General features: G+C 66.3%; 15 protein-coding genes. 5 read left to right on the top strand and 10 right to left on the bottom strand.

Translation table 11 applies throughout. The features are described from left to right. The first annotated feature begins 517 nt into the window (after window positions 1-517). Window positions 518-1231 (top strand): sugar transferase, encoded by a 714-nt coding sequence (locus MTR65_RS19420; RefSeq protein WP_243803108.1) that lies wholly within the window; start codon window positions 518-520, stop codon window positions 1229-1231. Window positions 1232-1621: 390 nt separating this feature from the next. On the opposite strand, the gene MTR65_RS19425 is transcribed toward MTR65_RS19420, so the two are convergent. The 4 genes from MTR65_RS19425 to MTR65_RS19440 are packed head-to-tail and all read right to left on the bottom strand — an operon-like array spanning window position 1622 to window position 5640. Continuing rightward, window positions 1622-2827: a hypothetical protein gene (locus MTR65_RS19425; RefSeq protein ID WP_243803112.1), complete on the bottom strand. Its 1206-nt coding sequence runs from the start codon at window positions 2825-2827 to the stop codon at window positions 1622-1624. 2 nt (window positions 2828-2829) lie between these two features. Continuing rightward, window positions 2830-3564: an HAD family hydrolase gene (locus MTR65_RS19430; RefSeq protein ID WP_243803117.1), complete on the bottom strand. Its 735-nt coding sequence runs from the start codon at window positions 3562-3564 to the stop codon at window positions 2830-2832. Further along, complete coding sequence (locus MTR65_RS19435; RefSeq protein WP_243803119.1) at window positions 3561-4709, bottom strand: glycosyltransferase family 4 protein; 1149 nt, start codon at window positions 4707-4709, stop codon at window positions 3561-3563. The genes MTR65_RS19430 and MTR65_RS19435 overlap by 4 nt, the downstream gene beginning before the upstream one ends. Window positions 4710-4758: 49 nt before the next feature. Then, window positions 4759-5640, bottom strand: coding sequence for a glycoside hydrolase family 16 protein (locus MTR65_RS19440; RefSeq protein ID WP_243803123.1), 882 nt, complete (start codon window positions 5638-5640; stop codon window positions 4759-4761). Window positions 5641-5942: 302 nt separating this feature from the next. Here MTR65_RS19440 and MTR65_RS19445 point away from each other — a divergent pair, with 302 nt between their 5' ends. Next, entirely contained in the window at window positions 5943-7136 is a 1194-nt protein-coding gene (locus MTR65_RS19445) for an acyltransferase family protein (protein WP_243803127.1), read from the top strand. Window positions 7137-7247: 111 nt separating this feature from the next. On the opposite strand, the gene MTR65_RS19450 is transcribed toward MTR65_RS19445, so the two are convergent. Beyond that, the gene (locus MTR65_RS19450; protein ID WP_243803131.1) at window positions 7248-7940 is read right to left on the bottom strand and encodes a class I SAM-dependent methyltransferase; all 693 of its coding nucleotides are present in this window, start codon (window positions 7938-7940) and stop codon (window positions 7248-7250) included. 240 nt (window positions 7941-8180) lie between these two features. Here MTR65_RS19450 and MTR65_RS19455 point away from each other — a divergent pair, with 240 nt between their 5' ends. Next, window positions 8181-9275, top strand: coding sequence for a glycosyltransferase (locus tag MTR65_RS19455; protein ID WP_243803135.1), 1095 nt, complete (start codon window positions 8181-8183; stop codon window positions 9273-9275). 19 nt (window positions 9276-9294) lie between these two features. Beyond that, on the top strand, window positions 9295-10758 hold the full coding sequence (locus tag MTR65_RS19460) for a hypothetical protein (RefSeq protein WP_243803140.1): 1464 nt from the start codon (window positions 9295-9297) through the stop codon (window positions 10756-10758). A 37-nt stretch (window positions 10759-10795) separates the two neighbouring features. Here the strand turns inward: MTR65_RS19460 and MTR65_RS19465 are convergent, their stop codons facing one another. Further along, window positions 10796-11950, bottom strand: a complete 1155-nt coding sequence (locus MTR65_RS19465; protein ID WP_243803146.1) for a glycosyltransferase family 4 protein — start codon at window positions 11948-11950, stop codon at window positions 10796-10798. Next, window positions 11950-12843 carry a glycosyltransferase family 2 protein gene (locus tag MTR65_RS19470; RefSeq protein ID WP_243803151.1) on the bottom strand — a complete coding sequence of 298 codons (894 nt, stop codon included), beginning with the start codon at window positions 12841-12843 and terminating at the stop codon, window positions 11950-11952. The genes MTR65_RS19465 and MTR65_RS19470 overlap by 1 nt, the downstream gene beginning before the upstream one ends. 180 nt (window positions 12844-13023) lie before the next feature. On the opposite strand from MTR65_RS19470, the gene MTR65_RS19475 reads away from it, so the two are divergent. Next, on the top strand, window positions 13024-14025 hold the full coding sequence (locus MTR65_RS19475; protein ID WP_243803156.1) for a glycosyltransferase family 2 protein: 1002 nt from the start codon (window positions 13024-13026) through the stop codon (window positions 14023-14025). Here MTR65_RS19475 and MTR65_RS19480 read toward each other — a convergent pair. The 3 genes from MTR65_RS19480 to MTR65_RS19490 form a co-directional block, all read right to left on the bottom strand. Beyond that, window positions 14017-15573 (bottom strand): lipopolysaccharide biosynthesis protein, encoded by a 1557-nt coding sequence (locus tag MTR65_RS19480; RefSeq protein WP_243803157.1) that lies wholly within the window; start codon window positions 15571-15573, stop codon window positions 14017-14019. The two genes, MTR65_RS19475 and MTR65_RS19480, sit on opposite strands and share 9 nt — an antisense overlap. Further along, on the bottom strand, window positions 15566-16672 hold the full coding sequence (locus MTR65_RS19485; protein WP_243803161.1) for a glycosyltransferase: 1107 nt from the start codon (window positions 16670-16672) through the stop codon (window positions 15566-15568). The genes MTR65_RS19480 and MTR65_RS19485 overlap by 8 nt, the downstream gene beginning before the upstream one ends. A gap of 99 nt (window positions 16673-16771) precedes the next feature. Then, a partial coding sequence (locus MTR65_RS19490) for a GNVR domain-containing protein (protein ID WP_243803163.1) occupies window positions 16772-18155 on the bottom strand: 1384 nt, incomplete at its 5' end.

Below are 18155 nucleotides of genomic sequence, written 5' to 3' on the forward strand. Positions count from 1 at the left end.
AGAGGCCCTCTAAGTGAGCCCCGCGATTCGGTCAAACCCTTTTTTTCAGTTTTTTGAATCTTTGTGCGCGAGCTCCAAATGCGCCCGTCCCATCAGCAACCATGCCCCCCAATGCAGCAAGTGGGAATGAGGGCCCTTCGGGGCGAGCAAGCGAGGCGCGTCGAACTCCCGCACCTGGAATGTCCGTGCAAATGCCGCGTCCCGCCCCCGGAGCCTGCGACGCGTCAACGTAGATCCGCCTCGCATCGCGTTGGTGCCAATGCGCAACCAGAATATAACAAGGCGCATGCAGCCCAACAGGCATTGATTTAATTCAATCAATATTTGATCAAAAGAAGCAAATGCAGAGACGTGGCTAAATATAGGTACGTATTGATTATATTTTTACTTGACGAAAATAGCGTCGATCATATTCTTAGCGGATAGTTAACGGCGTTTTGAGCCTCGCGTGCGATGGCTGGAGGGTGGGAAGATGCGTGCACAGCCGAAATGGAACGGGCCGGATGAGGTCAGTGTCATGTCTGCAACGCCTGCACCGGCGCCCCATTCCGAGAATGATGTCGAGACGCTTGAACAGGGTCCCGATGCGACCGGTGAAACTAGCGATCTGCACGCGATCAAGCTGTGCGCCATGAAACGCTCTTTCGACATACTCTTTGCGGTGAGCCTGATCATCATCTTCCTCCCGCTGTTCGCGCTGCTCTGCCTCGCGGTGAAGCTGACGAGCCCGGGGCCGGTGATCTTCGCCCAGCGCCGCATCGGCAAGGATGGCCGCCTGTTCCTCTGCTACAAGCTGCGCTCGATGGTCACCGATGCCGACGTGCAGCTTGCCCGTCTGCTGGCGGAGGACCCGGTGGCACGTGCGGAATGGATGCGTGACCAGAAGCTGCGCAACGATCCGCGCATCACCCCTGTCGGCGGTTTCCTGCGTTCCTCGAGCCTCGACGAATTGCCCCAGCTCTGGAACATCCTGAAAGGGGACATGTCGGTGGTCGGTCCACGCCCGATCATCGAGGCCGAAGCCGTGCGCTATGGCGATCACTTCGCGCACTATTGCGCCCTGCGCCCGGGACTGACCGGGCTGTGGCAGGTGAGCGGACGCAACGATGTCAGCTACGAGGAGCGTGTCCGGCTCGACGTTCGTTATGTCGAGGACCGCAGCTTCCTGGGAGACCTGGGCATCTGCCTTCAGACCATCCCGATGATGATGAGCGCCAAGGGGTGCTACTGATCCCGTTGTGCGGTCAGGGGGCCTAAGCGGTCACAGGGCCTGGAAGATCACCCCCCAGAGCCCGAGGCTCACCAGTGCGGCAACGAACCACACCCACGGCTTGATCCGCCCCTTCCCGGCTCGAGATACCAATCCCGGTGCAACGCGCGGCGCGCGCTGTCGTCCCTGGCCCTGCCGTTCCGGGCCAGGGCCTTGTTGGTCATGTCGTCCTTGATCGCCAATCATGTGCCCAACGCGAATTCGCAGCTCGTGGCCATTCCATCACCGCGATGGGGCCTGACGACACTGTCCCACGAGGGATAATCGAATCGCGCGTGCGCGACAACCAGCACCTTGGGCGCGCGAAACACCCAAGGCAGCGTGGACGAAGGAGCCGCTCTCCGGCTGCGCTCAGGCGCGGCGGGCTGCGGACCAGCGCTTGAGGAACCGCAGGCTGTGCGCCGCTTCGAGCAGCGCCAGCCCAAGCCGTCCGGTCCGGCGATAGCGCTGCACCACGGCCCCTTCGCGCCAGAGGCTGGAAGTGATCGCACCGCCCTCGGGAAACTGGTGGACCGCTTCGATCCGACCGAAATCGCGGGCACGCGGCGACAGGGAGAGAACCGCAAGGTCCTGGCGACCTGGCCAGATGATCGCCTGGCGCAGCCGCCCCCATGCCTCTTCAGCGGCGGTTTCGATACCGGGCAGCTGCTCGGGCGAGAGACCGCTCAGATAGGTGAGAACGCCCGTGAAAAGCCCCTGGGTGTCCTCCCCGATCCGCTCGCGCCAGCCCGGCTCCTCGAGATTGGAGCGCGGCACCGGCTCGTTGGAAAAGGACTTCACACTGGCCAGCTCCGGCTCCAGCACGGATTCGATGAGGTGCCAGAAGCGCAACACACAGGTGCGCGCATTCCAGGGACAGTAGCCATCCTGCTCGACGCTGAGGCCTACCGTCACCTCGAAGTGGGGCGTGGCAAAGCGCTTGTAGTTGCTGCGCGCGAACTGCGCCGCGAACCACTGCACCTGGGGTACGCCCTCCTGGAGCAGGCGGACCGTACTTCCATAAAGACCGGTGTCGCACAGGATCGCGCGCCCGCGTCCCTGGCTGACCTGATCCAGGTGGCGACGGAACGCCCCATCGAGACGCGCGACAACCTTGCGCACCAGACGCCCCGATTCGCCTTCGAGCAAGGCCTCGAAGGTGCCAGCCTCGAACGGGTGATGCCATTCCGGCCCCAGCCGGATCGAAGGATCCTGGGTCAGCGCCAGGACCACCTCGGCCATGGTCTGGCCTTCGAATTCACGCCCCAGCTCCTCGATCAGCGCCGGCCCCGGCGCGGCGAGCCCGGTGCGCGCGGCGACCAGCCGTGAAATCATCAGATCGGCATGGGGCAAGGGCACGGACAGACCGCTCGCGGTCAGGAACGCCTCGTAGATCTGCCGCAGACGCAGCCCTCCGCGCGCGCAGAAGAGCAGGCACGTGTCGTCCTTCTCCGGCATGTAATACTGGAAGGTCCAGAGGCGCTGCGCGAACTCGGCGAAGATCGGCCCCAGGACCTCGCAACCGAATCGTTCGGCTGCGAGGTCGCCGCGGGGAAACAGGGGAAGAGCAAAGTTCATGATCAGCGTTCCGGCATCTTGCGGGCCAGCCGCGCACGCGCGGCATCGAGGCGGCGCTCGAGAATGACGAGCCGCGGGGGAAAGATACGATGCGGGCGAAGCCCGGCGCTGCGCGCCATGCGCTCATCGGCCTGGGCATCATCGCCAATGTGCAGGAAGGCACCGGCAGGCACCTTCTCGGCGTCGGCAACCTTGGGGAAGATGGCCGCGGTCCGCTTGGTCGCGCCGAGGTCCGCACTGGTATAGACCTTCGCGATGGGGTGCCCCTCGGCCAGGTCGTCGAGCAGGCCGCGAATGGTCGCTGCGGTGTGCCAGGTGTCGCTCACCGCGATGATCCGGATGCCCTCGGAGGCGCGCCGGGTCAGCCAGGTGAGCAGCGAGGTGTTGGGCGCGAGCTGCGTGCGCTCGACCTCGATCTCGGCACGGGCGAGAACCTGCGCCTCGGCCGGGCCGAACCCGAGCGACAGCGCCATGCCCTGAACCAGAGCATCGAAGGTCACTTCCCCTGTCGGATCGGCCATATCGAGCGCACGGTAGGCGAGGTGCTGGACGTTGCGACGCGCGCGCCACAGCGCTTCCTTGCTCACCAGCAGGCCGCGCTCGCGTAGGAGCATGGCCGCCGCCCGCTCGGCGACGTGACGCACCCGCCCCGGCTCGGCGGTAGCGTTGCGCCGAAGCAGGGTGTCGAAGACATCGCACGAGATCACGCGAATGCCTTCCAGATCGACGCCCTTCATCCTCGTCCTCCTCCCGTTTCCGCAACTCCATCCTGGGGCAAGGCGCGCCGCGGGCGCACCTTAGGCGCCTGCTCCTCGGCCTCCCGCAGCCCCGGCGGCAGCGTTTCGCGGTAAACGGCCAGCGTCTCCTGCGACATGCGCCGCACCGAAATCTCCGCGATGTTCTCGCGCGCGGCACTCGAGAGCGTCTCGCGCAGGCGCTCATCACCGAGGAGGCGCGTCATCTCGCGCGCCAGCGCATCGCTGTCCGCCGGGGGCACCAGCACCCCGCGCTGGCCATGGCCAAGCGCGGCCGGAATCCCGTCGACGGCGCTGGCGATGATGGGATTGCCCATCTCGCGCGCCTCGAAGATGACGAGCGGGCAGGGATCGCGCAGCGAGGCAAGCACGAAGAGGTCCGCGCTTGCGAGCACGTCGCGCGGATCGTCGCGGTAGCCCATGAAATGGATATGGTGCCCGCTGCCCGACGCCTCGGCCCGCGCTTCGAAGTCGGCCTGTTCGGGCCCGCCACCCACGAGGTAGAGATGCGCGCCGGGATAACGCTTGCGCACCATGGCAAAGGCATCGATCAGGTAATCGACCCCCTTGCGCGAATGGAGACCGCAGACCGTCACGATCGCGGGATGCTGCAGCGAGACCGGCGTGCCGAAGAACACGGGGCGGCGTACCCCCCCGACCGTGCCATTGGTGACGGTGCGCAGCTTGGCGCGGGGGATGCCGCGTGCGTGCATGTCCTCGCCCACCGCCTCGCTGACGGTGATCACCCTGTCGCCCACGCGCATGAGGTTGGCCTGTTCGTCGAAGGAATTGTGGACCGTCGTGACCAGCCCGAAGCGCTGCCACAGGCTTACGATGCGGGCGGAAAGCGCGGCGTAGACCATGTGCGCATTGACCACGTCGGGCTTGATTCGGCGTACCGCGCGCCAGAACCGCCAGGCCATGATCCCCAGCTTGAGGGGCCCCTTCGAGTCGCCGAACTGGATGACCTTCACCCCGTTGCGCACGAGCAGGGCATCGAGGTCGCCATAGCCGCTGACGACATAGACATCGTGCCCGGCATTGACCTGGTCGCAGGCCAGGTCGACCGCGACGGCGACATGCCCGTTCCCCAGGCACGTATGATTGAGATAGTGGACTATGCGCATGCAACGTCTCGCCAACCGAGGAGAAAATCGAACTGTTCGCAAGGCCCCGTCATGATCTCGCCTCGTCCTTGGCGCGGTACACGCGGACATAGTCGACCTGCATGCGTGAGGGGCTTTTCATGCCCTCGATCGGCCAGCCGCCGCCCGCGGCCAGGTTCACCATCGGGAACATCGGCTGCAGGTATTCCGCACGTGTCGGCTCGCTCGCGACAACCTTGCGGTCGAGGTAGAAGGTGACGAAATCGCGGTCTATCGCGACCCCGAAGGTGTGGAATTCCCGTTCCAGGGAATGGGCCGGAACGTCGACCCGGTAGGTTTCGCCCGCCTGCGACTTTCCGTCCTGCCAGACATGCGTGGTCGCCAGGTAGGCGTCGGGAAACTGGCCGTAATATTCCAGCACGTCGATTTCCGGATTGGGCCTGCCCCCTTGCGCGTTCGAGCCCAGCCAGAAGGCGGGCCACACTCCCGGTCCGCCGGGCAGGCGCGCGCGCATCTCGAAATAGCCACCGGACTGCAGGAAGCCGCGCGAGGCGCTGTCGGCGGCCGAGAGCAGACCCGATTCCCAGCGCCCGTCGCGCTCGCGCATCTCGATGGTGAGCATCCCCGCCTCGACATGGAAGGGCCCATCGGGCTGCGGATCGCGAAACACCGCATCGCCGAAATCCCCGGCCCAGGGCGTATGCGCGATCCAGCGCGTCCCTGGCCCCCAGGCCGAGACGTCGAGCTCGTCGAAATTCTCCTCGAACGTGAGCGTGAACCGCTCGATCGCGAGCGCCTCTCCCAGCTGCGGCGCAGTGCCTGCGGTCACTTCGCCGCGCCCAGCCCCTGCAACGAGGAACGCACCAGTGAGCAGAATGACGAGCCCCCCCAGTTCGAACCGGCGATGCCGTACCCCACGCGCAGGATTGGCCTTGGCAAGCACCTCCATCATGCCCCCGGGCACCGCGCCTGCGCGATCCGCGGAAGGGCCTGCAGAATTACAATAGAACGATCCCAAGACACCGGACTCTCCCCACAGCTCAAGACCGCCGAATTAATTTACTCTCTATTTCTATAATTGCAAATATAATAAATATGCGTCATTGAAGACATTCCTAACATTACTAGTGAAATCCAGCTTTGCTTGGATAAAAATAAATAAGTAAGCTGCATTGCGCATCCACTACGACTTTCGAGCACTTGGGACCGGCGCCGGGGACAAGCGAATCCGCGGCAGGCACTGGAGACGAGATCATGACGCTGAGTGAACAACTGACCGCAACACGCGGGCGTCCGGCGGGATTCGATTATCTGCGTATCGCTCTCGCCGCGATGATCGTGGTCTGGCACACCGCGATCACCTCGTACGGGACCGAGACCCAGACCGCACTCGCGCTGGGCCCCAGCCGCCCGATCTGGGCTGCGATCCTGCCGATGTTCTTCGCGCTCAGCGGGTTCCTGGTGTCGGGAAGCCTGGAGCGCTCGCGCACGCTGATCAGCTTCCTGGGCCTTCGCGTGCTGCGCATCTTTCCCGCGCTGGCGGTCGAATCGCTGATCGCGATGCTGGTGATCGGCCCGCTCTTCACCGCCTATGCGCTCGACCTCTACTTCACCGATCCGGTGTTCCAGCGCTACGCGCTCAACATGCTGGGCATCGTCCAGTATGACCTGCCCGGCGTCTTCCTTGCGAATCCGGCGACGCAGGTAAACGCGCAGCTCTGGACCCTGCCCTTCGAGCTCAAGTGCTACATCGCGATCGCGCTGTTCTACATCTTCCAGATGTACCGGGTGCCCGCGCTGTTCGTGTTCGGCTGTATCGCCCTCCAGATCGCGGCGAGCGCCTGGATCGTCCTTGATCCCCAGCAGGACGAGGGAATCCTGCGCGGCCCGGTGCTGGTGCTCGCCTTCCTCTACGGCTCCCTGCTCTACCGCCTGCGCGACCGCCTGCCCTGGAGCCCGGGGCTGTGCGTGGTGGCCGCGCTCGTCAGCCTGGTCCTGCTCTACATGCCGCTGGCCAATTCACTCGCTGCGCTGCCGCTGGCCTATGTCACGGTCTATCTTGGCCTCACCAATCCCCCGTGCTCCTCGCTGGTGTCGAGCGGGGACTATTCCTATGGCATCTTTCTCTACGGCTTTCCGATCCAGCAGGCGGTCTCGGCGACGCTCCCGGACCTGCGCTTCTGGTGGGTGAACCTGTTCGTCGCCACGCCGATCATCTGCCTCATCGCCTATGGTTCCTGGCACCTGATCGAGAAGAAGGCGCTGCGCCTGCGCGGGTACCTCACCCGCTTCGAGGACTGGTGCCTGCCCCACCACGACCGCATCGCGGGCTTCTATGGGCGCACCATCACGGCCAGCCTGCAGAGCCGCTGGGTCCCGCGCCGCCTGCAGCAGACCAACCTCGTGCGCGCGCTGTGCGAGACAGGCCGCCCGGTCCCCGCCGAGTGACCCTTACACGAACGGCGTGATCCGGATCGTCCCACCCGGATCACGCCGTTGCCCTGCTCCCAACGAGGGGAAGGCCCCCGGCACCTGCACGGTGCCGGGGGCCTTTTCGGTTCATTCGGCGAGGACGAGCAGCGAGTAGCCCCCCACCACGCGCACCGCGAGATCGGGTGAGAGCGCATAGAGCAGGCGGCGCGGCAGCTTCATCAGGCGGCTGAGAAGCGCCTGGTCGGGCAATTCCAGCCGGCTCGCGGTGTAGCGCCAGTCGACGATCCTGTAGCCGCAGTCCTCGAGCGCGCGCAGCGCCAGGTCCTTGAAGAAATAGTGAATGTGGCCAAGATCGCGCCGCTGGTTGAGGATCGGCGAAACCCGCACGAGTGACTGCACGGACAGGTCGAGCGGGATGTGCAGCACCTTGTAGCGCCCGATCGGCTTCAGGCTCTTCATGAAGGCCATATAGTCGTCGACATGCTCGATCACGTCGATGAGCATGAGCACATCGAAATCGGGATCCTCGGCCTTGGTTATGTCCCCAAAGTAGAACTGCGTACGCTCGGTCCCACGCGTGTTCGCAACCGAGAAGGCCTGAGGCGAGATTTCATAACCGCTCAGCCGGGCCTCGGGCAGCATCTCCTCGAGATTGAGAAGAATGCCCCCCACGCCGCAGCCGACCTCGCACACTTTGTCGTGCGCGATGCCGTTGTCGAGGAGGATGTTCCTGATGTGATTGGCCTTCCAGGGCGAGTCCGCCTCGTGCCAGGCCGGGTTGTTCTCGAAGTAGGTTCCATCCTGGTACATCGTGTTCATGGGGCCCCCTAGGCTGTCGTCCCGCACCTGCGCGCACGCTTTATTTCACCTGCCACAGCAATACAGATCGGCACAATTGTCAATAAATATAGACTCCAGCACCGCCTCTATACTGGACAATCTCAAAATTAAATGACTTCCCAGCAGTTGCTGCGCACTCTATATATTTATTACTTCATGAAAGAAGACATGACGGGGTGCTCGGTGCGAACAGCAATCATTCATTATTGGCTTGTCGGCATGCGGGGCGGCGAACGCGTTCTCGAGCACATCTGCGACATGTTCCCCGAGGCCGATATCTTCACGCATGTCGTCGACCCGGCGAAACTCTCCGACAAGCTGCGCGCGCGCCGGATCGAGACCACCTTCATCGCGCGTCTGCCGGGCGCCCGCACCCACTACCAGAAGTACCTGCCGCTCATGCCGCGGGCCCTGGAAGGGCTGGACCTCACCGATTACGACCTGGTCATCTCCAGCGAGGCGGGCCCGGCCAAGGGCGTCATCACCCGGCCCGATGCCACCCACGTCACCTACTGCCACTCGCCGATGCGCTACATCTGGGACCAGTACCACCAGTACCGCAGCACCGGCGGGCTGGGCGCGCGGATCTCGATGCCGCTGTTCGCGCCCGCCCTGCGCACCTGGGACGTTGCCAGCGCCGCACGCAGCGATCTCATCATGGCCAATAGCGCCTATATCCGCGCGCGCATCGGCAAGTTCTGGGGGCGCGATGCCCGCGTCGTCCATCCGCCGGTCGACACCGCGCTGTTCACCCCTGTCGACACCCACGACGAGGAGTATCTCTGGGTGGGCCAGCTTGTCTCCTACAAGCGCCCCGATCTCGCGGTCGACGCCTTCTCGGCGAGCGGGCGCAAGCTCCACGTCGTGGGCGATGGGCCCATGTTCGAGGAGCTGCGTGCACGCGCCGCGCCCAACGTGCGCTTTACCCGCCGGCTCGACTTCACCGCGCTGCGCGCTGCTTACGCCCGCGCCCGCGCGCTGGTGTTCACCGGCGAGGAGGACTTCGGCATGATCCCGGTCGAGGTCATGGCTTCGGGCCGCCCGGTCATTGCCTATGGCCGGGGCGGCGCGCTCGAAACCGTGGTCGAGGGCGAAACCGGGCTCTTTTTCCGGGAGAACTCAGCCCCCGCACTCAACGCCGCGCTCACCCGCTTCGAGAGCTGGGAGGCCCACTTCGTCCCCGAGGCCGCGGTGCGCCAGGCCCGCCGCTTCAGCCCCGAGGTGTTCCGCACGCGCTTTCTCGAAACCATCGAGCGGGCCCAGGCGCTGGGGCATCGGCCCTATCCCGCGGCGCCCCAGGCGCTTTCGGCCTGAGACCGCCAGGAGGCACGCCATGATCCTCACCCACATCGGCCTTGTCATCGCGATCATCGGGATCTTCCTCATGTTTCGCGGCGGGATGATGGACATGCTGCTGCTGGTCATGGCCTGCACCCTGCTGGGCGGATCGGCGGCGGCCCAGCTTCCCGCGCTCGGCGGCTCCTCGGTGCCGCCTGCCCCCTTTGCGCTGGTCTTCGCGCTCGCCCGCATGACGCTCCCCAACAGCCGGCGCTGGCGCGAGGCACGCGGTGCGATCCGGGCCAATGCCTGGCTCGCCATCTACGCGCTCTATGGCCTGCTCGCCGCGGCCATGGCGCCCAGCTTCTTTCGCGATAGCATCCAGGTCACGGCCATGCGCGCGACGGGCCCCACCCGCTCGCTTTTCGACACCGTCCCGCTGGCGCCCTCGCCGCAGAACGTGACGGTCACGGTCTACCTCCTCGGCACGGTCTGCGCCGGGATCGTCGCCTACCTGGCCATGCAGGAGGACGGGGCCGGACGGCGCTTCGTGAAGATGGGCGTCCTCATGGCCTGGATCCACGTGACGCTTGGCGTCCTGGCCGCGGTTCTCAAGGGCACGCCCTTCGATCTCCTCGTCGATGCCTTGCGCAACGCCAACTACACCCAGACCGACCAGACCGCCTACGGCATGGTGCGCCTGACGGGGATCTTCACCGAGCCCTCGGCCTATGTCGGATTTGCCTTCGGCTGGTTCGTGTTCCTGCTCGAATGCTGGCTGCGCGACATCCTGCCGCGCCGGACCGCCCCCGCCGCGCTGGCGCTGGCGCTGGTGCTGTTCTTCTCGACCTCCTCGACGGCGTACCTGGGCCTTGGCGGCTACGGGGTCATCGTGGGCCTGCGCCTGCTGCTGGCCCCCCAGCACCTCGATGCGCGCAAGGGTCTGACGCTGGCGGGGGCCGCGCTGGCGCTCTTGATCGCGGTCTGTGCGCTCGCCTTCCTGTGGCCTGCCTTCATCGACCTGATGAGCACGATCCTGCGGCGCGCGACGATCGACAAGCAGGACAGCGAATCGGGCATCCAGCGTGCCTTCTGGGCGCGCATCGGGATCGACGCCTTCTTCGCCTCCTATGGCGTCGGCATCGGCCCGGGCAGCTTCCGCTCCTCCAGCTTCTTCACCGCGATGCTCGGCTCGACGGGCCTGATCGGAAGCCTGGCCTTTCTTGCCCACCTGGCACGGGCGTTCCGCCCCTTGCGTATCTCGACCTACTGCGGGCCGCGCCTGGGGCGCCAGTTCGGCGAAAACACGATGATCGGGGCGGCGGGCGGCTGGGCGGCGCTGTGCGTGCTCATTCCCGCTGCGGTCGTCTCGCCGACCTGCGATCCGGGAGGGGACTTCGCGGTCTTCGCCGCGGTCTCGCTGGCCCTGCGCAGCCTTCCACGACTACGGCCAGAAGCGGTCGCACCGCGTCCCTCCGTGGCCAGCTGGCGCCGTCCCGTACCTGCCCATTCCGGATGAAGAGGAGACCGCCCGCCAGGCCACTGGCGACGCGAACTCAGGATGCGAAGCCAAGAGCGCGCACGATGATGCGCGCCTGGTTCTCCCAGCTGAATATCTGCGAACGCGCCTGCCCGCGCTGTGACAGACGGCCCGCCAGGAACGGATCGCCAAGCACCTCGCGAACCCGGGCCACCAGGCTCGCCGCGTCAAGCGGATCGCAATAGAGCGCAGCTTCCCCGCACCGTTCGCGCAGCACCGGCAGGTCCGAAACCACGACCGGACAGCCCAGCCGCATCGCCTCGCTCGGCGGAAGGCCCGAGGCTTCGTAGAGCGAGGGGTACATGAGACAGGCCGCCTCGCTGTAGAGGCGGGTCAGCTGCGCGTTGTCGACGAAGCCGGTAAAACGCACCCTGGCGCGAACCTCGGGCGACAGGCCCGCGAGCCACTCCTCGCAGCGCGCATTGGGCCGACCGACCAGCCGGACCTCCACGCCATCGCCCGCCAGAACCTCGGCGGCGGCAAAGACGCGGCCCACGTTCTTGCGTTCGGAAAAGCCCCCCACGTGCAGCACGTAAGGCGCCGCTGCGGTGTCCCGGGCCGGACGGGGAGGCGCGGGTTCGTCATTCATCCAACTCCCGTTGGGCGCGACCACTAGCTGCTCCGGACGCCCGCCGTTGGCCGCGCGGATGGCCTCGGCCTCGATCTGCGAGACGGTGATGAGCGGGCGCGCGCGGCGCACGAGAAAGTGGCCGACGACCTCGTGAAATAACCGGTAGGGCAGGCTGTAGTCGCCCTTGAAGGTGCGGAAGGACTGGTCGTGCAGCATGACCGCCACCGGCGCGCCCCCGATCAGGCTGCGCAAGGGCGCAAGGTTGCCAAGGCACAGCAGGTGCGCATCTCCGACATGGCGCGGCAGGGTCACCTGCTCCCAGTAATGCCCCGTACCGCCCGGCAGATGCTGCGGGGCGATGCAGGCAAGGTTCAGCGCGCCGAACTCGGCCTCGGATGGTGCAACGAGCCGTGCGCGCAGGCCCGGAAACTCACCGCGCACAAGCAGCCGCTCAAGCGCCAGCACGAATTCGCGTGCGACGCGCTGAACGCCGGTGGCCGGCTGGCACAGGAAGCGCCCGTTGATGACGAGCTCGCCCGCGGCCTGTTCATCCTGGCCTCCGCCCGGCGCGTGGCCGCCAACCGCAACCGGGCCGTGCATCACAGTTCGAGCGCGCGCATGGGATCGACGCGCCCGCGCGCGACATCCCACAAGGCCACCCAGTTGCCGACCACGCGCCCGCGCCGATCGATCCAGGGTTCGGGGCGCGCGGAGCGCACGTGGTTGGCGATCACGTTACGGCTCGCCATGACCAGCGCCTTGCGCCACTTCATGCTTCCCTTGCGCAGGAGGTAGAGCGGATTGACGATCTGCGAGTAACCCAGCCGCCGCCCGCTGCCACGCCCGCCCTTGATACCCTGGTGCACACCAGCAAAGGCATCGGTGCGCCCCATCGGCCGCCCTCTGGCGACGCGCACTGCAAAGTCGACATCCTCCTGCCAGGCGTAGAGCGGAAGGTTCTCGTCGAACTCCTGGCCCTCGATCGCCGCGGCACGGTAGGCCATGTTGCAGCCATAGAGCCCCTCCCAGGGCTCCAGCGACGGCTTTTCCGGGAAGACCCGGCCCTGCTCGTAGCGCTCGACGAGCGCGCGAGCCTCCTCGTACTCGATCCCGCGCGTGCAGATCCCGTCGCCCAGCATCGTTCCGGTAAGGCCGACCACTTCGGGCATGATTTCAAAGGCACGCACGATATCGGCGAGGCAGCTTGCGGTCGGCACGTAGTCGTCATCGAAGAAGACGACATATTCCGGGTCGCTGGAAATATGCGCGAGGCCGCGGTTGCGCTGACGGGTCAATCCCACCGGACACTCCAGAATCGAGAAGCCCTGTGTGACGGTGCCCAGCTCGTATCCCTCGGGCAGGTCGGCCTGCGAGGTGACCGCCCAGATCATCTCGCACGGCTTCAGGGTCTGCCTGGCGATGTGCTCCACCCAACGCCCCAATTCCCGCGGCCGGTTCACACTCGCGATAACGACGACAATTCCTCTCGCCATAGCCTTCCCCTTACTGTCGGGCCATAGAACCAAAACAGACCTATATTGCAATAATAAAGTTGCAAAACTAATTTATCTTTACTTAGTAGCTTAAATCAATACATCATATAAATACAATTATTGCAGAGGCTGGCAAATACCGGCTTCACCTAATATTTCGAATGCGCACCCGGAGACCGTATGGAAGCGTCCCTGCGTTTCAGCGTCATTATCGCCAACTACAACTACGGTCGGTTCGTGGCCCGGGCGATCGACAGTGCGCTCGGCCTCGACTGGCCCGAGGTGGAGGTGATCGTCATCGACGACGGCTCCAGCGACGATTCGCGCAGCGTCATTTCCGCCTATGGTGCGCGCATCCGTGCGGTCTTCCAGGACAACGCCGGACAGGTTCGCGCCAACAATGCCGGCTTCGCGCTCGCCAGCGGCGATGTCGTCGTGTTCCTCGATGCCGATGACGTTCTCGAACCCGGGCTCGCCCGCGAGGTGGCCGCCGTCTGGCATGAGGGGATCAGCAAGGTCCAGGTGCTGATGCAGAAGGTGGACGAGAACGAGCAGCCGCTCCCCGCGCTGTTGCCCCACATCCGCCAGCCGCCCCGCGCCTGCGACATCCGCGCCTGGGCCCACCACACCAACGAATACCCCTCACCGCCGGGCTCCGGGAATGCCTATGCCCGCAGCTTCCTCGCGCGGATCTTCCCGCTCGATGCCAGCCGTGACAGCTCGACCGACACCACCTGCATCGCGATGGCCCCGTTCCTGGGCGAAGTCGTCACGATCGTGCAGCCGCTGGTGCGCTACCGCATCCACGGCGCCAACGATTCCAACATGCTGGCCAATGTCAGCCACTTCGCCCGCGAGGTCGAGCGCGCGCGCAAACGTCTCAAGGCAACCCAGGATGCCTGCGAAATGGGAGGCATGGCGCCGCCGGGAAGCGCAGCCCTGCGCCGCGCGAACCACCTTCTCCAGCTGCGCGCCGCCTCGCTTAGGCTCCAGCCCGACAGCCACCCGATGCCCGAGGATTCGCGCCTGTGCATCCTCCTTGATGCCGCGCGCCTGCCGTTCCAGCGCAGCTTCGAGCCGCTCGTGCGGCGCCTTGCCATCGCCGGGTACTCGGCACTCCTCGCAACCCTGCCGATGGCTGCGGTCCGCCCGATGATCAGACTGCGCTTCTCCTCACGCTGAGCGCTGCTCCGCGCGGGGGCCACGCAGCCGTGCAAGTACGCGCACGAGCACGCGGTCATAGGCCATGCTCTCGATCCCTGCCGGCCGCCCGGCCTGGTGCCAGGTCAGCGCGAGGATCAGGCCATAGACCGCCATGCCGAGCCCCGCGACCAGCCCGATTCCCAGCGCCAGCTCCAGCCCGGCAAGGTCCGCCAGCCGAGGGCGCAGCGCATAGAGGACCGCCATGAGACCTCCGCTCGCAAGGACTGTGCGCCAGGTCGCCACAAGCTGGTGCCACACCGACACCCCGATCAGGCGGCGCGTCATCACCATGACGATCAGCGCGGTGCTGAGCGCGGAGATCGCGCGGGCGCCCACCGCCCCCTCGATGCCGTACCAGACCGCGCCCACCACCATCAGCGGCACCTTGAAGACGAGTTCGGCCGCGCGCTGACCAAGCAGACCCTGCGGCCGGTTCAGCGCCATCGCCAGCGAGGAATAGGGCGCGGTCAGAAGCGGCGGGATGAGCGTGAGCGAAAGCCATTGCAGCACCGGAATGGCCCCGAGCCACTTGTCGCCCAGCGCGAGCGCGACGGCGGGCCGGGCCAACAGGCACAGCCCCAGAAGCACCGGCGCACCGATGGCCAGCACGGCATTCGAGGCCTGGACATAGGCCGTGGCCAGACGCGCGCGCTGGTCCGCGATGAGCGCGAAGACCGACAGGAGCGGGCGCACGATGGGACGGATCAGGGCCTGCTCGGGCACGTAGGACAGGTCGTTGGCGACCGAGTAGATACCCAGCTGGGCCGGGCTGACGAACCGGCCCAGGATCAGGCGGTCGCACTGCCAGTTGATCGCGGCCAGAAGCTGCGCGCCTGTCGTCCAACCCAGAAAATCGGCGAAGAGCGGCCACTCGGCCAGCGAGAGCCGGGGCCGGTACGGGGCGAGCGCATAGGAGGCCAGAATCCAGATGGTGGGCGTCGCCACGATGCCCACCATCAGCGCGCGGTAGTCGCGCAGCCACCAGGCCGCCGCCACCGAGCAGACCAGCGAGCCTGTCTTGCACACAAGCTCCGCGGCAATCTCGCGACGGTACTTGAGCTCGCGCGCGTAGAGCACCAACCCGGGACTGCCCATGCCGCGCAGGCCCGGCGCCACGCCCAGGGCCAGAATCATCCAGACGAGCGTGTCGTTGCGGTAGAAATGGGCAAAGGGCACCGCGCTCGCCCAGACCACCAGCGTCAGCGCACCGCCCCGCAGCGCGCTCAGCGTGAAGGCGGTATCGAGGTGGCGCTGCGAGATCGCCTGGCGCGCGATCAGCACCTGCGTGATCGGCAGTTCGAACACGGCCTCGACAATCGTGACCAGCGTCATCGCGATCGCAATGACGCCAAAGTCCTCCGGCGTAAGGAGCTGGGCGAGGACCAGGAGGCTCAGGAACTCGACAAACTTGGTAAACAGACGTCCGCCGATCAGCCAGGCCGCGCTGCCTGCAGTCCGCCCGCCCAGGGCCTCTCCCCCCGCCTGCACCGGCACCGACTCCGACTCTGGGGCCTTCGCATCAGCCACGCGCCACGTCTCCGCGCCAGGCCAGTCCCTCAAGCATGGCGGCGTGCTGGGCGACCACGTTGTCGAGGCGAAAGAAGGAGGCGGCCTCACGCCGCACCGGCTCCTCGGCCCGCAACCTCGCGCGGGCCGCAAAGTCGGCCATGGCTGCGGCCAGAGCGCCCGCATCCTCGGCGGGCACGACCTCACCCTTCTCGGGCATGTCGATGAGATCGGTGGGGCCGAAATCGCAGTCGGTGGCAATCACCGGAAGCCCGGCCGACATGGCCTCGACAATGGCAACACCAAAGCCTTCCCAGCGCGAGGCGCTCACAAAGCATTCCGCCTCGGCGAGTTCGGCCGCCGGATAGGCGATCTTGCCAGCCAGGCGCACCTTGCCTGCCAGCCCCAGCCGTTCGATCTGCGTGGCAAGGACGTCCCGCTCCTCGCCATCGCCGACGATGGTGAGGTACGCATCGATCCCTTGCGCGATCAGCTGCGCAAAGGCCTCGATCAGGACATCGTGCCCTTTCTGGCGTGCAAGGCGCCCGATGGTGAGGAACCTGACTGGGCCGCTGGAACCTGCCGTGCGCACGACTTCGCCGAACTGGCGGACCGGGTTGGGCAGATAGTCCGCCACGTCCGCGTGCCCGGTGCGCGAGGCCAGGTAGCGCGCCAGCGCGGGGGAAACCGCAATGACCTTGTCCATGCGCGGCACCAGCAGGTTGAACAGCGAGAAGGCGAGCCGCGCACGCCGCGAAGTCCTCCCTTCCACCTTGGGATTTCCATGCAGGTGCATCACGAAGCGCGATTTGCCCCGGGCCAGGCGGTGCAGCAACCAGACCAGCACGGTGGGCTCGAACTGGGCGATGACGACCACGTCGTAGCGGTCCCGGCCCAGCTGGCGCGCGACTTTCCTGGGAAAGGCGCGCAGGCTCCCCGCCTCCTCGAAGAGAACCTCATAGGGCAGGCTCTCGGGCAGTTCGACATAGCGGTGGCAATAGAGCACGCTGACCTCGATGCGCCCGCGATAGCGCGTGGCGAGACCACAGGCGAGATCGTGGACGACCCGCTCCATCCCGGCGAAATGCGTCGATGGCGGCACGACATAAAGAACTTTCACCGCAGCGCTTGCCCCCTTGAAGACATGGCAGACCTTGCCCACCCGATCGATCCGGCCCCCGGAGCGCTTCTGCCCCGGGTCCCCATCATGCCCGTTTTCTCAGGCGTAATATTTCCGGTATTGTTCGTAGTAGAAGCTCGCATCGCCGTAGCCGAACTTCGCCTGCTTGCGCAGGTCCACCTGGCTCAGGACAGCTCCCGCCACCCGCACCCGCCCTTCGGGCAGGAGCCGCAGCGCCGCACGGATCGCATGGTCCGCGGTGGCCCGCCAGCGCGCGACCATGACCACCCCGTCGACCTGCGTCGCCAGCGTACGGGTATAGGTAATCGGCAAGACCGGCGGGGCATCGAGCAGGACAAGGTCGAAGGTATCGCCGAGCCGGGCCAGCAAGGGTCCCATCTCCCCATTGCCGAGCAGATCCTCCAGCCCATGCGCCTCGCCCACGATCGGCAGGACACAGATCCCCCGCCGCGCGTCCAGAACCAGCGCTTCCTCGAGTGTCGCCTCCCCGCGCAGCACCTCGAGCAGGCCCACCTGCGGAAGCTCGCCCGAAAGCGCGCGGGTCGCTCCGCGCTGGCGCACATCGACATCGACCACCACCGCGCGCTCCCCGGTCAGCGCGGCCACCCGGGCCAGTCCTGCCGAGATCGTGGTCTTGCCTTCACGCGGGAGCGCAGACGTGATCAGCACCAGGTTGCGCGTGTCTCCCAGCGCATGGTTGATCGAGGCGCGCAGGCCCCGGAACGCCTCGGCGTAGCCCGACATCGGCGCGTTGGCGATGGCTTCAACCGGATCGTCCTCACCGGGCAGGATGCTGCCCACCTGCGGCACGCTTTCAAGGCAGCGCAGGGACAGCTTGTGTTCGACATCCGAGGCCGTCGAAAGGCCGGTGTAGAGCATCTCTCGGACAAGGCCGATCACCACGCCCACGCCCAGTCCCACGACCAGCGCCAGCACGAGGTTGAGAAGGGGCCGGGGCGAAACCTGCGTCTCGGGCAGATCGGCGTAGGAGATGACCCGCGCATCGGGCCGCTCGGTCCCCTGGCTCGCCACGGTCTCCTTGTACTGGGCCAGATAGCTGTCGTAGAGTTCCTGCGAGGCTTCGGCCCGGCGCGTGAGATCGGTCAGCGCGACCATCGCCCGGTTGTTCGAGGCCAGCGCCCCCTTGGCCGAGCCGAGCGAGCCCTGCAGCGAGGAAAGCCGCCCCGAGGAGACCTGCACCTTGGCTTCGAGGTTGGAGATGATGCGCTTGATTTCCGAGGCGATCTGCGCGTCGATCATGTCGAGTTCGGAGCGCGCGCTCTGGAGAGCGGGATAGCCCGGACCGAACTGCGCCTCGAGCGCGGCGACGCGGCCTGCGACTTCGGCGCGCTTGGAGCGCAGTGAGCTCACTACCCCGGAATTGAGCGCCTCGCCCACGTCGTCCCCGGCCGAGCCCCGGCGCAGCTGCGCGCGGGCGGTGGCGAGCTGCGCCCGGTCGGCG

Origin of the sequence: Novosphingobium mangrovi (assembly GCF_022818885.1) — a bacterium.
Lineage (GTDB): Bacteria > Pseudomonadota > Alphaproteobacteria > Sphingomonadales > Sphingomonadaceae > Novosphingobium > Novosphingobium mangrovi.

What these genes read in the sequence shown, in the direction of transcription:
- MTR65_RS19420 (WP_243803108.1), top strand. Translation starts at nt 518, where the DNA reads ATGTCTGCAACGCCTGCACCGGCGCCCCATTCCGAGAATGATGTCGAG.
- MTR65_RS19425 (WP_243803112.1), bottom strand. Translation starts at nt 2,827, where the DNA reads ATGAACTTTGCTCTTCCCCTGTTTCCCCGCGGCGACCTCGCAGCCGAA.
- MTR65_RS19430 (WP_243803117.1), bottom strand. Translation starts at nt 3,564, where the DNA reads ATGAAGGGCGTCGATCTGGAAGGCATTCGCGTGATCTCGTGCGATGTC.
- MTR65_RS19435 (WP_243803119.1), bottom strand. Translation starts at nt 4,709, where the DNA reads ATGCGCATAGTCCACTATCTCAATCATACGTGCCTGGGGAACGGGCAT.
- MTR65_RS19440 (WP_243803123.1), bottom strand. Translation starts at nt 5,640, where the DNA reads ATGATGGAGGTGCTTGCCAAGGCCAATCCTGCGCGTGGGGTACGGCAT.
- MTR65_RS19445 (WP_243803127.1), top strand. Translation starts at nt 5,943, where the DNA reads ATGACGCTGAGTGAACAACTGACCGCAACACGCGGGCGTCCGGCGGGA.
- MTR65_RS19450 (WP_243803131.1), bottom strand. Translation starts at nt 7,940, where the DNA reads ATGAACACGATGTACCAGGATGGAACCTACTTCGAGAACAACCCGGCC.
- MTR65_RS19455 (WP_243803135.1), top strand. Translation starts at nt 8,181, where the DNA reads ATGCGGGGCGGCGAACGCGTTCTCGAGCACATCTGCGACATGTTCCCC.
- MTR65_RS19460 (WP_243803140.1), top strand. Translation starts at nt 9,295, where the DNA reads ATGATCCTCACCCACATCGGCCTTGTCATCGCGATCATCGGGATCTTC.
- MTR65_RS19465 (WP_243803146.1), bottom strand. Translation starts at nt 11,950, where the DNA reads ATGCACGGCCCGGTTGCGGTTGGCGGCCACGCGCCGGGCGGAGGCCAG.
- MTR65_RS19470 (WP_243803151.1), bottom strand. Translation starts at nt 12,843, where the DNA reads ATGGCGAGAGGAATTGTCGTCGTTATCGCGAGTGTGAACCGGCCGCGG.
- MTR65_RS19475 (WP_243803156.1), top strand. Translation starts at nt 13,024, where the DNA reads ATGGAAGCGTCCCTGCGTTTCAGCGTCATTATCGCCAACTACAACTAC.